This window comes from Pseudomonas sp. S150, from assembly GCF_004526365.1.
Lineage (GTDB): Bacteria > Pseudomonadota > Gammaproteobacteria > Pseudomonadales > Pseudomonadaceae > Aquipseudomonas > Aquipseudomonas putida_A.
On sequence record NZ_CP038207.1, the window covers coordinates 3,898,502 to 3,912,015 of the forward strand.

A 13,514-nucleotide genomic window follows, 5' to 3' on the forward strand; every position below is an offset into this window, starting at 1 on the left:
TCGCCGATTATAAAGAATGGGGCTGGATGTCCCGGGAGCAGCAGATGAAAACCTCATACTGGCTGGCCGCCGCCTGCCTGGCAGCGAGCGCGTCAGGCTATGCCAATGCAGGATTCAAACCCATCGAAGTTCAGGATCAGGAGCTGTCCCAGCTTCGTGGTCGTTACGTCATGCCGGGGCGGATCATCAGCTTCGGCATTGTCATGAGCAGTACCTGGCGCAACGCCAGCGGTGATCTGATCGGCGCTGCGACGTCGATGCAAATCCAGGCCGCCACGATCAAACCGGAATTCTATGTCTCGACTATCAAGGAACAGGGCAACGGCAGCACCCCGACTCCGGGCACTGGCAATGTCATTGGTGGCGCGGCACTCAACAGCAGCCAGGGCGTGACCCAAAGCGTACGCGCCGCCGGCGACGGCAACACCGCCAGCAACAATGTGGCCATCAATGTAAAAGAAGCCAACACCCCTCCTCCGCTGGCACCCGCACAAGGCCAGGCCCTGATGGCCGGGCAGACTATCGGGGCCAGCAATGCCGCTGGCAGTGTCGCCGTTTCGGCCACCAACAGTGGCGTGCAAATGGCCATTCAGGCCTCGGGCAATCAGGGCACCGCCCTGCAACAAGTGGCCCAGGGTGGCCTGCTGCAGAACACCCGCCTGCTCGGCAGCGCCAACGTGGTCAACAACATGACCCAACTCAATGTTGTGCTTAACAATAACGGCATCAGCCCCGGCGCACTGGACTGCAACCTGACTCAACTCAGGGCACTACGCAATATCGGATATTGAACTACGCTGAGTCTCGATCATTGGGCTTAAAGGGACGGCTTATTCATGTATCGATCAGTATCACTGCGTGCCGCTGTATGTCTGAGTACTCTTCTACCCGCGGCGATGCTGCAAGCAGCACCCGACGCAGATGTGGAGACCCTGAAACAGGAACTTCTGGAGCTGAAGCAACGATACGAAGTGCAACAAAAGGCCCTGGCGGTGCTCGAACAACGGGTCCGTCAGGTCGAAGATCAACCGGCAGCCCCGCAACCCAAACGGCTGGCCAAGTCGCCGTCTGACATGAAAGGCAATCCAAAAGTCGCGACCGGTACCGGGGCTCCCGGAGTTGGCGCGGCAGCAGCATCGGGGGGCGCCGCCGGGGGCAGCGGCGCTTCTTACGGCCAGTCGCTGGCCGACGATTCGCAACCGGCCCAGAGTGTGTCCAACCTCTACGACGAGGCCAGCGGCTTCTTCGGCGGCGGTAAATTCAGCTTTGAAACCGGCGTGACCTATTCGCGTTACGACACCCGACAGCTGATCCTCAACGGCTTCCTCGCGCTGGACTCGATCTTTCTGGGCAACATCAACCTCGACCGGATCAAGGCCGACACCTGGACGCTGGATCTGACCGGGCGCTACAACTTCGACAACCGTTGGCAGTTCGACGTGAACGTGCCGGTGGTTTACCGCGAATCGACCTACCAGTCCGGTGGCGGCAACGGTGGTGCGTCCAACGTCACGACGGAACAGGATGTTTCGCGCGACCCGACCATCGGCGACGTCAACTTCGGCATCGCGTACAAGTTCCTCGACGAGTCGGTCAACACGCCGGACGCCGTGGTCACCCTGCGGGTCAAGGCGCCAACCGGCAAGGATCCGTTCGGCATCAAACTGCGCCAGACCGACGCCAACTCCAACCTGTTCGTGCCTGACACGCTGCCAACCGGTAACGGTGTCTGGTCGATCACACCCGGGGTTTCGCTGGTCAAGACGTTCGACCCGGCAGTGCTGTTCGGCAGCTTGTCCTACACCCACAACCTGGAGGAGTCGTTCGACGACATCAGCTCGACCGTCAACCAGAAAACCCCGGGCAAGGTCAGCATTGGCGACAGCTTCCAGATCGGCGCCGGTATTGCGTTTGCACTGAACGAAAAGATGAGTATGTCGTTTTCGATGTCTGATCTGGTGCAACGCAGGAGCAAACTCAAACCCGATGGCGGGGATTGGCAATCGGTGGTCTCAAGTGACGCCAACGCAGGCTACTTCAACGTCGGCATGACCATTGCCGCCACGGACAACCTGACTATCGTGCCCAATCTGTCGATCGGCATGACCCCGGATGCCCCCGACTTTTCCTTCAGCCTGAAATTCCCGTACTACTTCTAAAGCAAAAGATCGCGGCCTGCGGCATCTCCTACAGGGTTAATCCCTGTAAGAGTTGCCGCAGGCTGCGATCTTTTGGGCTTTGGTCTCTAGCGAATCTGGTGTTTGTGCAGCAGGCGATAAAACGTCGGCCGCGACACCCCCAGCACTTTCGCCGCCACACTGAGGTTGTCGCTGTGACGGTTCAACACATCGCACAGCGCCTGGCGTTCAGCGCGCGTCTTGTAGTCTTCCAGCGTACCCATCGGCGTCGAAATCGTGTGCTGGCTGAGCAATCCCAGATCCCGGGCTTCGATCTGTCGGCCTTCTGCCAGAACCAGACCCCGTCGCACTCGGTTGGCCAGTTCTCGAACGTTGCCTGGCCAGTCGTGCTTGCCCATGGCAATCAACGCATCCTCACTGAAGCTGCGCGGGCGGCGGCCGGTTTCGTGGCTGTAGAAATGCGAGAAATGGTTGGCCAGCATCGACAGATCACCGTGGCGCTCGCGCAATGGCGCGGTCACCACTTGCAGCACATTGAGGCGGTAATACAGGTCTTCGCGAAAACGCTTTTTCTCGATCGCCGCTTCGAGGTCGACGTGGGTGGCCGCCAGCACGCGAACATCCACCGGGATCGGCTGGCTGCCACCGACGCGCTCGATGTGTTTCTCCTGCAGAAAACGCAGCAGATTGGCCTGCAATTCCAGCGGCAGATCGCCGATTTCATCAAGAAACAGCGTGCCACCATTCGCGGCCTCGATGCGCCCGACCTTGCGCTGATGCGCCCCAGTAAAGGCGCCTTTTTCGTGACCGAACAGTTCGGATTGAATCAAATGTTCGGGAATCGCCCCGCAATTGATCGCCACAAACGGCTTGCTGTGGCGCTGGGACTGGCGGTGCAGCGTGCGCGCCACCAGTTCTTTACCGGTGCCGCTTTCACCGCGGATCAGTACCGGGGATTCGGTCGGTGCCAGTTTGCTCAATAATTTGCGCAGTTCGCGGATCGGCTTGCTGTCGCCGAGTAACTCGTGTTCAGGCTGGTCGACGTGAATCGTGCCTTGCCCGCGCAAACGCGCCATGCCGAACGCGCGGCCCAGGGTCACCTGAACCCGTGAGACATCGAACGGCAAGGTGTGGAAATCGAAAAACCATTCGCAAACGAAGTCACCCACGTTCTGCAACCGCAGGACTTCCTGGTTCAACACTGCGATCCACTCTGTGCCGCTACGGCTGATCAGTTCCTTGACCGCTTCGGGACGTTCAAGGTGAAAAGGTTGCAGTCGCAGCAGCCCGACATCGCATGTCCGATCGGCGGCATTTTCCAGGGTACAACTGTCGACATCCCAGCCCACCGAGCGCAAACCAGGTAATAACCGGTGACAGTCGTCGCACGGGTCGACCACCAATAAACGTCGTAACGCAGGCGCTTCGATCATGACTGTTCCTTGGCGCCAAATTTAAGGAAATTATTGTAAAAACAGTCATTTGGCAGACCCGACTGTAAAATTAGCAAGAAATTGACAGGGCCTTGTATCGATTGCTTATAGGTGTACAAGCTAACGAGTTATAAGAAGCAAGTTTATTAGTCAGCTATCGAGTTGCTATCTTTCACCAGGCTTTCAAAAACGTTCGGAATGTTGAGCCTGAGCAATTAAGTTGAAATTTCTTTGTTTCGTGTGTGACCTGCCACGGGGTTGCGTGCATCAGTACAAGTAACCAGCCGAACGGTAAGCCCAACCGACGGCACATCACTTGAATGGGCACGACAGAGAGAAGACCCCAATGACCGCCCCGCTCCGTATCAACGAAGCTCTTTTGATTGCCAACCACGCGTTCAAACCCTTTCAGTGCGTGGCCTGGGCCCCACAAGACGGCAATGGCGAACTGAACCTGACCGTCATCGACCGTACCAACTCGCACATCGGTCGCCAGCAGATTCCGAGCAGCGCCTACTCTGACCCGGCGCAACTGGAACTGCTGTTGCAACAGGCCCGCGCCGAATTGAGCAAAGAAGGTTACCTGCTGCAATCGTGGTCGATGCCACATTGATCAGAGGCTGATGCGGATGACTTTCACGTCATCCGCTCTGTTCTTTGTTAGTTATCCGCTGCTGTTTATCTTCAATACTTCTGTACAACTTTCTTCAACCTGCCAGGCGCCACTGCTTGGCAGGCTTTCGTTTGGTTCAAAAAGACACTGTTATGGCACAGTGCGACCCTCCACCTGTTAGTTCTGTCAGTTGAACTTGCGTGTATTCAGGGATTGAATGTTCCGCTCATGCAGTTACCGCCCATTCGGGCCTGGTCAACTTGCAAGGAGAGGCATGCATGTCACCCGAGAACGCCTTTGCGCGCCCGGCACTACTCAACAGTTCCGGGCAACTCGACAAACAATTTGCCAACACTGGCGTCGCCCAAGTGTATTTCGCCGGCAGTGTTTCCAGCATGACTCAGGGTGTCGCACTGGATCGACAGGGGCGCGTGCTGGTCGCCGCCAAGGTCGGCACTGCTCAAGGCAGTCGTTTCGGTCTGGCACGCCTACTCGCGGACGGTTCGGCCGACCTCGCTTTCGGCCAGCATGGCAGCGTGATTGGCGAGTTCGAACGCGGTTTTGAGGCCACCGGTGGCAAGGTCCAGGTATTGCCCGACGGACGAATCCTGCTGGCCGGGCTGCATTATCAAAACGCCCATCGCACCCTGCCCGCCCTTGCCCTGTTCAGCACCGAGGGTATCCCCGACCCGAGCTTTGGTGAAAATGGCCGAAAAGTGGTGCGCCTGCCCGGCGACCTGTCCATCGGTTCCCGCGATTGCTGGCTGCCTCCCGGCGTACCGGGTGCTGAAGCCTGTGACATCGCCGTGCAGGACGACGGGCATATTCTGCTGATCGCCAATCACCACTTCGAACTCGCCGACCATGCCGGAATGCTGATCCGCCTGACGCCAGACGGGACGCTCGATGCAAGCTTCAATGGGCGCGGTTTCGTGATGATTCGACATTTGCTGCTCAACACGTGGCTCAGCAGCCTCGTATTGCAGAAGGACGGGCGGATCCTTGTCGCCGGCTCAATTGATTTTCCCCAGGAGGGGCTGGTGGCGCGCTACCTGCCTGACGGGCGTCTTGATGAGCGCTTCGCGGTGGATGGCTTCCTGGCTTTCAAAGCCAACGGCAAAAGTGCGATGGTCTGTCAGGTCATCGAGTCAAAGGAACATCTGCACTGTTTTGGCAGCAGTCGCGATCCGATCCGCTGCCTGGCGCTGAGCCTGCATCCTAACGGCCGCCCGGACTGGCGCAACGACACTGGCCACCCGCATCTGCTGGAAATCGGTCCCAGTGGTTGCCAGTGGAGCGCCGCGCAACGCATGGCGGATGGTCGGATCATGGCGGTGGGTGCAACGATCGGCGGCGTCGAGGCCGACTTCATCGTTGCTCGCTATAAAGCTGACGGCCATCTCGACCGAAGCTTCGGCAACGGCCACGGCTGGTTGCGCACGCGCCTGGGCCGCAGCCTGGATACCGCCAATTCTCTCGCGATCCAGCCAGACCGGAAAATTCTTGTCGGCGGCTACTCGCTCGACGGCAACTACCGCGCCATGGTCGCGCGTTATCTGAATCAATAACTTCCCGGACTTGAACTTGCCAGGCACTTGCGGCAACTTGCGCGCTTCTTAATACAAGGAGCAACCGATGTCCGGTTCACTGGCTCAGGCGTTCGCGCATAACTTCCTCGGGCATTCGCCCCGCTGGTACAAGGCGTGCATCGTCGGGTTCCTGATCCTCAACGCCGTGGTGCTGTTCACTGTCGGCCCGGTCGCCGCCGGCTGGCTGCTGGTGATCGAATTCATTTTCACCCTGGCCATGGCCCTCAAGTGCTATCCATTGATGCCCGGTGGCTTGTTGCTGATCGAAGCCCTGCTGCTGAAGATGACCTCACCACAGGCCCTGAACGATGAACTGGTGCACAACTTCCCGGTGATCCTGCTGCTGATGTTCATGGTCGCGGGCATCTACTTCATGAAGGATCTGCTGCTGTTTCTGTTTTCACGGTTGCTGCTGGGCGTGCGCTCCAAGGCGCTGCTGGCGCTGATGTTCTGCTTTCTCTCAGCTTTTTTGTCGGCGTTTCTCGATGCCTTGACCGTAACCGCGGTGATCATCAGCGCGGCGGTCGGCTTCTATTCGGTCTACCACCGCGTGGCCTCGGGCAATGATCCGCGTCAGGACAGCGAATTCAGCGACGACCGCCATCTGCCGGCCCTGCACCATGAAGACCTGGAGCAATTCCGCGCATTCCTGCGCAGCCTGCTGATGCACGGCGCGGTCGGCACCGCACTCGGCGGGGTCTGCACCCTGGTGGGTGAGCCGCAGAACCTGCTGATCGGTCATGAAATGGGCTGGCACTTCGCAGAGTTCTTCCAGAAAGTCGCGCCGGTTTCGTTGCCGGTGCTGGCGGCGGGTCTGGTGACCTGCGTGCTGCTGGAAAAACTGCGCTGGTTTGGCTACGGCACCCTGCTGCCGGACAACGTCCGCGCCGTGCTGGCCAATTACGCCGCCGAAGACAACGCCGAACGCACCCCGCGTCAGCGTGCCGCCCTGCTGGTGCAAGGCGCTGCCGCATTGATCCTGATTGGCTGCCTGGCGTTTCACGTCGCGGAGGTCGGGCTGATCGGCCTGATGGTGATCGTGCTGATCACCGCGTTCACCGGCATCACCGACGAGCATCGTCTGGGCAGCGCGTTCAAGGACGCCATGCCGTTCACCGCATTGCTGGTGGTGTTCTTTGCCGTGGTCGCGGTGATTCACGATCAGCAACTGTTCGCCCCGTTGATCCAGTGGGTGCTGGCGCTGCCGGCGGAACAACAGCCGGGCATGCTGTTCATCGCCAACGGCCTGCTCTCGGCGATCAGCGATAACGTGTTCGTCGCCACGATCTACATCACCGAAGTGAAACAGGCTTTCCTATCCGGGCACATGAGCCGCGAGCATTTCGAGACCCTGGCGATCGCGATCAACACCGGTACCAACCTGCCAAGCGTGGCGACACCTAATGGCCAAGCGGCGTTCCTGTTCCTGCTGACCTCGGCGATTGCGCCGCTGGTGCGCCTGTCGTACGGGCGGATGGTGTGGATGGCGTTGCCGTACACCGTAGTGATGGGGTTGCTGGGCTGGTATGCGGTAAGTTACTGGCTCTGACAACACGCGATAAAACTGTGGGAGCGGGCTGACGGAGTATCAGGCACTTGATGTGTTGACTGATGCACCGCATTCGCGAGCAAGCTCGCTCCCACATTGTCAGGGCGGTGAGCCAATGGCGCTGGCAACTCTCGATCAACCGGTATGAGCAGGCTCACTCCCACATTGGCAGGCGCTCAGCCAATGGCTCTGACTACACGCGATTAAAACTGTGGGAGCGGGCTTGCTCGCGAATGCGGAGTGTCAGGCACTTGATGTGTTGACTGATACTCCGCATTCGCGAGCAAGCCCGCTCCCACAGTTTGTTTCCGGGTGAATCAGCGACCGAGGATGTACTTCTCAATCGCCTGCGCCACGCCGTCGTCGGTGTTTGGTGCGGTGACCACGTCAGCCTGGCGCTTCACCGCCTCTTCCGCCTGCCCCATGGCAATCGACAATCCCGCGCAATGGAACATCGCCGGGTCGTTGCCGCCATCGCCAATCGCGGCGGTCTGCGCCAGCGGGATATCGAGGTGCGCGGCAATGGTTGCCAGTGCGGTGCCCTTGTTGGCCTCCAGCGCCGTCACGTCCAGGTACACCGGTTGCGAACGCGAAACCTGAGCCATGCCGCTGACTTTGGCTAACAGGCGCGCCTCAAGCTCGATCAGCAGATCGGTGTTGTTACTGGTGGCGACGATCTTGTCGATGCGCTCCAGGTACGGTTCGAAACTCTCGACCACCACCGGCGGATAACCGAGGCCGTGCTGTTCGCGCGGCACCATCGGCCCGTGCGGATCCTTGAGCAACCAGTCACCACCGCTGAACACCCAGATCTCCACATCCGGCTGGTCAGCGAACAACGCCAGAGCAATCAGCGCGGTCGGCACCGGCAGGTAATGCGCCACCAACAGACTGCCATCCGGATTGACGATGGTGCCGCCATTAAAGGCGGCGGTCGGCAGATCGACACCCAAGGCTTCGATCTGCTGCAACATGGCCTTGGGCGGGCGTCCGGTCGCCAGACTGAACAACACGCCGGCCTCGCGCAGCGAACGAACGGCGTCGATGGTGCGTTGGCTCAGGCTGTGATCGGGCAGCAACAGCGTGCCGTCCATGTCACTCAGTAAAAAACGGATCGACTCACTCATCCCAGACCATGCCAGACGCGACCGTCGCGAGTCAGCAGATCATTGGCGGCTTGCGGGCCGTCTTCCCCGGCAGCGTAAGTCTGCACACTCGCATCCTGTTGCCAGGCATCGAGGAAGGGCTGCACCGCGCGCCAGCCGTTCTCGATGTTGTCGGCGCGCTGGAACAGCGTCTGGTCGCCGGTCAGGCAGTCGTAGATCAGCGTTTCGTAGCCGGTGGACGGCTGCATCTCGAAGAAATCCTTGTAGGCAAAACCCAGCTCGATGTTGGCCATGTTCAACGCCGGCCCCGGCCGTTTGGCCAGCAGGTCGAACCACATGCCTTCGTTAGGCTGGATCTGAATACGCAGATAGGTCGGCTGCAACTCGTCGACCTCGGTATCCCGGAACTGCGCGTACGGCGCTGGTTTGAAGCAGATGACGATCTCGGTGTCGCGCACGCTCATGCGCTTGCCGGTGCGCAGGTAGAACGGCACGCCGACCCAGCGCCAGTTGTCGATCATGACTTTCAGCGCGACGTAGGTTTCGGTGTTGCTGTCAGGCGCTACGTTGGCTTCCTGCCGATAGCCATTCAACGCTTTGCCATCGACTTCACCGGCGCGGTACTGACCGCGTACCGAATTGGCTCGCGCTTCTTCAACGCTCCACGGGCGGATCGCGCCGACCACTTTGGCCTTCTCGCCGCGCACGGCGTCAGCGCCGAACGCGGCCGGCGGTTCCATGGCGACCATTGCCAGCAGCTGGAACAGGTGATTGGGCACCATGTCACGCAGCGCACCGGTGTGCTCGTAAAAACTGCCACGGGTTTCGACGCCGACGGTTTCCGCCGCGGTGATTTGCACGTGGTCGATGTAATGGTTGTTCCAGAATGCTTCGAACAGGCTGTTGGAGAACCGGCTGACCAGAATGTTCTGCACGGTTTCCTTGCCCAGGTAATGGTCGATCCGATAGATCTGTTTCTCGGACATGACCTTGAGCAGGCAGGCGTTCAACGCTTCGGCAGTTTGCAGATCGGAGCCGAACGGCTTCTCGATGACCACCCTTCTGAATGCTTCCGGGGTTTCCTCCAACAACTTGGCGGCGCCGAGACGGCGTACCACTTCACTGAAGAAACGTGGCGCGGTGGCCAGGTAGAACACCGCATTGCCAGTGCCGCTGTCGGCAATTTTTGCCGCCAGCGCGGAATAAGTGCTGTCGTCCAGGAAGTCGCCCTGGACGTAGCTGATGCCTTTGGCGAGCTTGGCCCACAAGGCCGGATCAAGCATCTGATCGCCCTTGCCGACTTTCGCCGCCACTTCGGTACGGATGAAGTCTTCGAGTTTTTGCGCGAAGGCTTCATCGGTAATGGCGTTGTGATCAACGCCGACGATCCGCAGATTCTCGTCAAGCAAGCCGTCGCGACTGAGGTTGTACAGCGCCGGCATCAGCAAGCGCTTGACCAGGTCGCCGTGGGCACCGAACAGAAACAGCGTGGTCGGTGGTGCGGGTTCTGCCTTGGATTTCCTGCGGATCGTATGGGTCATTTCTTCGGTGTCTCCACGTGGCCGCCGAAGCCGAAGCGCTGGGCCGAGAGAATCTTGTCGCCAAAAGTGCCCTGACCGCGCGAGCGGTAGCGCGAGAACAGCGAGTTGGACAGCACCGGAACCGGCACCGCTTGCTCCATGGCCGCTTCGATGGTCCATTGACCTTCGCCGCTGTCAGCCACCGAACCGGAGAAACCGTCGAGTTTCGGGTCGCTGGCCAGTGCGTCGGCGGTCAGGTCGAGCAGCCAGGACGAGACCACGCTGCCACGGCGCCAGACTTCGGCGATGTCGGCCACGTTCAGGTCGAAACGCTGATCTTCCGGCAGACGCTCGCTGGACTTGGTCTTGAGGATGTCGAAGCCTTCGGCGAACGCGGCCATCATGCCGTACTCGATGCCGTTGTGAATCATCTTCACGAAGTGCCCGGCACCGGCAGGACCGGCGTGGATGTAGCCGTGCTCGGCGCGGTGATCCTCGGATTTGCGATCCCTGGTGCGCGGAATGTTGCCCATGCCCGGCGCCAGCGCTGCGAACAGTGGGTCCAGACGGTTCACGGTCTCGGCGTCGCCGCCGATCATCATGCAGTAGCCGCGCTCCAGGCCCCAGACGCCGCCGGAGGTACCGACGTCGATGTAGTGCAGGCCCTTCTCGGCCAGGGTTTTCGCCCGACGAATGTCATCCTTATAGTTGGTGTTGCCGCCATCGATGATGGTGTCACCGGCTTCCAGCAAGTCGCTCAGAGTGTTGATGGTGTCTTCGGTCGGCGCGCCGGCCGGCAACATGACCCATACGGCACGTGGCTTGGCCAGGCCTGCCACCAGAGCGGGCAGGTCGGCAACGCCGGTGGAGCCCTCGGCGACCAGGTTATCGATGAAAGCGGTATTGCGGTCGTAAACAACGGTGGTGTGACCGTTGAGCATCAGACGTCGCGCAATATTGCCGCCCATGCGGCCCAGTCCAATAATCCCGAGTTGCATGTGCTGATGCTCCTTACTACAAATAAATGTGTGTCATTGGTTATAGCCCAACGCGACTGATGGAGGTTAGTCCAGAGCGTTGCGATGAAGTTTCCGGGCATTGTGCCCGATCCAGAGTGATAACGCCCCGAATCCTGCCGAAGACACACCGACCATGAAAAATAAAAAAGTTCCATTCACGGGCAAAAGAAATCAAAATTGGCGCCGATAGCAAGTCAGTAGCCCCGACGCGGGGACGATTTGCAGTTGAGACACGCCATTTGCGAGGTGAGCAATGGGCACAGTACACACAGCAATGCCGCCACAAACCCTGTACGTCACGATCCGTCGCGATGAATTGCGCCAGTTGAAAGACGAGCGCGACCAGTTGAAGCAGGAGCTGGCGCAGCTGCGCTCGCTGACCCAGGGCGCTCAGCCCAAACCTCTGCCGGTGGTCCAGCGCCATCCGCACGCCTGACCTGCCCCGCCAGCTTCGGGAACGGCGCCTGTCGTTCCCGACATGATGCTCCCCTGCCCCTGATCAGCAACTAACGAAGTTTTCACACTGCCTTGGTGATACTCCGGCCCATTCTGGCCGTGCGTTTGCGCGCGGCTTCCGTTCGTCGGTTTGATGTAGCGCTCCGACGGTGGTTAGTGACGATGAGCTGGAGTGCTGAATGGCATTGTTCAAACGCAGCAAAACGACTGCGACAGGTTTCGACTGGGCCGGGGTTCTCTGGCTGTTCGCTTTCTTCTGGTATTTCTCGGGCATCACCCAACTGTTGATTCAGCTGACCGGTACCTCCGGTTTCAGCGGTTTCCGTCAGGCCTTCGTGATGAGCGCGCTGTGGCTCGCCCCGATGCTGGCGTTTCCCAAACGCACCAAACTGCTTGCCGCGCTGATCGGCGTAGTCCTGTGGGCCTGCTCGATGGCCAGCCTGGGTTATTTCTTCATCTATCAGCAGGAATTCTCGCAAAGCGTCATCTTCATCATGTTCGAGTCGAACATCTCTGAAGCCGGCGAATACATGACCCAGTACTTTGCCTGGTGGATGATCCCGGCGTTCCTCGCCCATACCGCTTTCGCCTATTTCCTGTGGACCCGCCTGCGCCCGGTGTACATGCCCCGAGGCCGCGCGTTCGTGGCTGCGATCGCGATCGTTTTCGCCGTAGTCGGCTACCCGCTGATCAAACAGACCCAACGTACCGGCAGTTTCGCCGGCGGTTTCGAGAAGTTCGAAGACCGTATCGAGCCAGCCGTGCCTTGGCAGATGGCGGTGGCTTACCACCGTTACCTCGACACCCTGGCCGGCATGCAGGACATGCTGCACAGCACCAGCAAAGTGCCGCCGCTGCATAACCTCAAGGTGACCGATGCCGATAAACCATCGACACTGGTGCTGGTGATCGGCGAGTCGACCAACCGTCAGCGCATGAGCCTGTACGGCTATGGACGCAAGACCACCCCGGAACTGGACAAGCTCAAGGATCAGCTCGCGGTATTCGACAACGTCATCACCCCGCGCCCTTACACCATTGAAGCGCTGCAGCAGGTCCTGACCTTCGCCGATGAAGAAAACCCTGATCTGTACCTGTCCACGCCGTCGCTGGTCAGCATGATGAAACAGGCCGGTTACAAGACCTTCTGGATCACCAACCAGCAGACCATGACCAAGCGCAACACCATGCTCACGACCTTCTCCGAGCAGGCCGACGAGCAGGTGTACCTGAACAACAACCGCAACCAGAACGCCGCGCAGTACGACGGTGACGTGATCGAGCCGTTCAACAAGGCGCTGACCGACCCGGCGCAGCGCAAGCTGATCGTCGTGCACTTGCTCGGCACTCACATGAGCTACCAGTACCGCTATCCGCCGACCTTCGACAAGTTCCAGGACCGTACCGGCGTGCCGGCCGGCGTACGTGACGATCAGGTGCCGACCTACAACAGCTACGACAACGCCGTGCTGTACAACGATTTCGTGGTGTCCAGCCTGATCAAGGACTACGCCAAGTCCGATCCGAATGGTTTCCTGCTGTACCTCTCCGACCACGGTGAAGACGTGTTCGACTCCGCCGGCCACAACACCCTCGGCCGTAACGAGAACAAACCGACCGCGCCGATGTACACCATTCCGTTCATGGCCTGGGCGTCGCCGAAATGGCGCGAGAACCACGACTGGAACTTCGCCGCCGACCTGGGCCGGCCGTACAGCAGCTCGCACCTGATCCACACCTGGGCGGACATGGCCGGTTTGAGTTTCGATGAACTGGATCGCAGCAAGAGTCTGGTCAGCGACAGCTTCAAACCGCGTCCGCTGATGATCGGCAACCCGTACGAACGCGAGCAGCGCGCCTTGATCGACTTCAGCCTGATGAAGCCGAAAAAGGTCGACCCTGCCGCAGCGAATGTCGTGCAGCAGTAACCGCTCGGAAGGCATCGGTTTCGAGAGATCGCAACCGGTGTAACGAGTAAAGAAAAAGCTCCGTATCGCAAGATACGGAGCTTTTTTCGTTTTGGGCGGTCAGGTAGCCCGCTTTATGGGGCTCTACTGTACCGCCTGAGGAAAATCGGAGCAGCCAGCATGC

At 59.7% G+C, this 13,514-nt stretch carries 11 protein-coding genes; 7 read left to right on the forward strand and 4 right to left on the reverse strand.

Going from position 1 to position 13,514, the window contains the following annotated elements:
* Positions 1-44 precede the first annotated feature (44 nt).
* Entirely contained in the window at positions 45-791 is a 747-nt protein-coding gene (locus E3Z29_RS17810; RefSeq protein WP_027612700.1) for a hypothetical protein, read from the forward strand.
* Between the two features lie 45 nt (positions 792-836).
* Positions 837-2,159: a hypothetical protein gene (locus E3Z29_RS17815; protein ID WP_098964145.1), complete on the forward strand. Its 1,323-nt coding sequence runs from the start codon at positions 837-839 to the stop codon at positions 2,157-2,159.
* Between the two features lie 86 nt (positions 2,160-2,245).
* Here the strand turns inward: E3Z29_RS17815 and E3Z29_RS17820 are convergent, their stop codons facing one another.
* Positions 2,246-3,571, reverse strand: a complete 1,326-nt coding sequence (locus tag E3Z29_RS17820; protein ID WP_134786491.1) for a sigma-54 dependent transcriptional regulator — start codon at positions 3,569-3,571, stop codon at positions 2,246-2,248.
* 346 nt (positions 3,572-3,917) lie between these two features.
* On the opposite strand from E3Z29_RS17820, the gene E3Z29_RS17825 reads away from it, so the two are divergent.
* The 3 genes from E3Z29_RS17825 (at position 3,918) to nhaB (ending at position 7,322) form a co-directional block, all read left to right on the forward strand.
* Positions 3,918-4,184 (forward strand): hypothetical protein, encoded by a 267-nt coding sequence (locus E3Z29_RS17825; RefSeq protein WP_003225374.1) that lies wholly within the window; start codon positions 3,918-3,920, stop codon positions 4,182-4,184.
* A gap of 278 nt (positions 4,185-4,462) precedes the next feature.
* Entirely contained in the window at positions 4,463-5,752 is a 1,290-nt protein-coding gene (locus E3Z29_RS17830) for a hypothetical protein (RefSeq protein WP_134786492.1), read from the forward strand.
* A 67-nt stretch (positions 5,753-5,819) separates the two neighbouring features.
* Entirely contained in the window at positions 5,820-7,322 is a 1,503-nt protein-coding gene (nhaB, locus tag E3Z29_RS17835) for a sodium/proton antiporter NhaB (protein WP_134786493.1), read from the forward strand.
* 317 nt (positions 7,323-7,639) lie between these two features.
* Here the strand turns inward: nhaB and E3Z29_RS17840 are convergent, their stop codons facing one another.
* From E3Z29_RS17840 to gnd, 3 genes are read right to left on the reverse strand one after another with little or no spacing between them, the layout of a single operon-like run.
* Complete coding sequence (locus E3Z29_RS17840) at positions 7,640-8,449, reverse strand: HAD family hydrolase (protein ID WP_096796547.1); 810 nt, start codon at positions 8,447-8,449, stop codon at positions 7,640-7,642.
* Entirely contained in the window at positions 8,446-9,969 is a 1,524-nt protein-coding gene (gene zwf / locus E3Z29_RS17845; protein WP_047598529.1) for a glucose-6-phosphate dehydrogenase, read from the reverse strand. Before zwf ends, E3Z29_RS17840 begins: the two co-directional genes overlap by 4 nt.
* Entirely contained in the window at positions 9,966-10,946 is a 981-nt protein-coding gene (gene gnd, locus E3Z29_RS17850; protein WP_098964149.1) for a phosphogluconate dehydrogenase (NAD(+)-dependent, decarboxylating), read from the reverse strand. The genes zwf and gnd overlap by 4 nt, the downstream gene beginning before the upstream one ends.
* Before the next feature lie 274 nt (positions 10,947-11,220).
* Between gnd and E3Z29_RS17855 the strand changes: the two genes are divergently transcribed.
* Both E3Z29_RS17855 and E3Z29_RS17860 read left to right on the forward strand, forming a co-directional pair.
* On the forward strand, positions 11,221-11,403 hold the full coding sequence (locus tag E3Z29_RS17855; RefSeq protein WP_007964649.1) for a DUF6026 family protein: 183 nt from the start codon (positions 11,221-11,223) through the stop codon (positions 11,401-11,403).
* Between the two features lie 199 nt (positions 11,404-11,602).
* Positions 11,603-13,351 carry a phosphoethanolamine transferase CptA gene (locus E3Z29_RS17860; RefSeq protein ID WP_098964150.1) on the forward strand — a complete coding sequence of 583 codons (1,749 nt, stop codon included), beginning with the start codon at positions 11,603-11,605 and terminating at the stop codon, positions 13,349-13,351.
* The last annotated feature ends 163 nt before the right edge of the window (positions 13,352-13,514 follow it).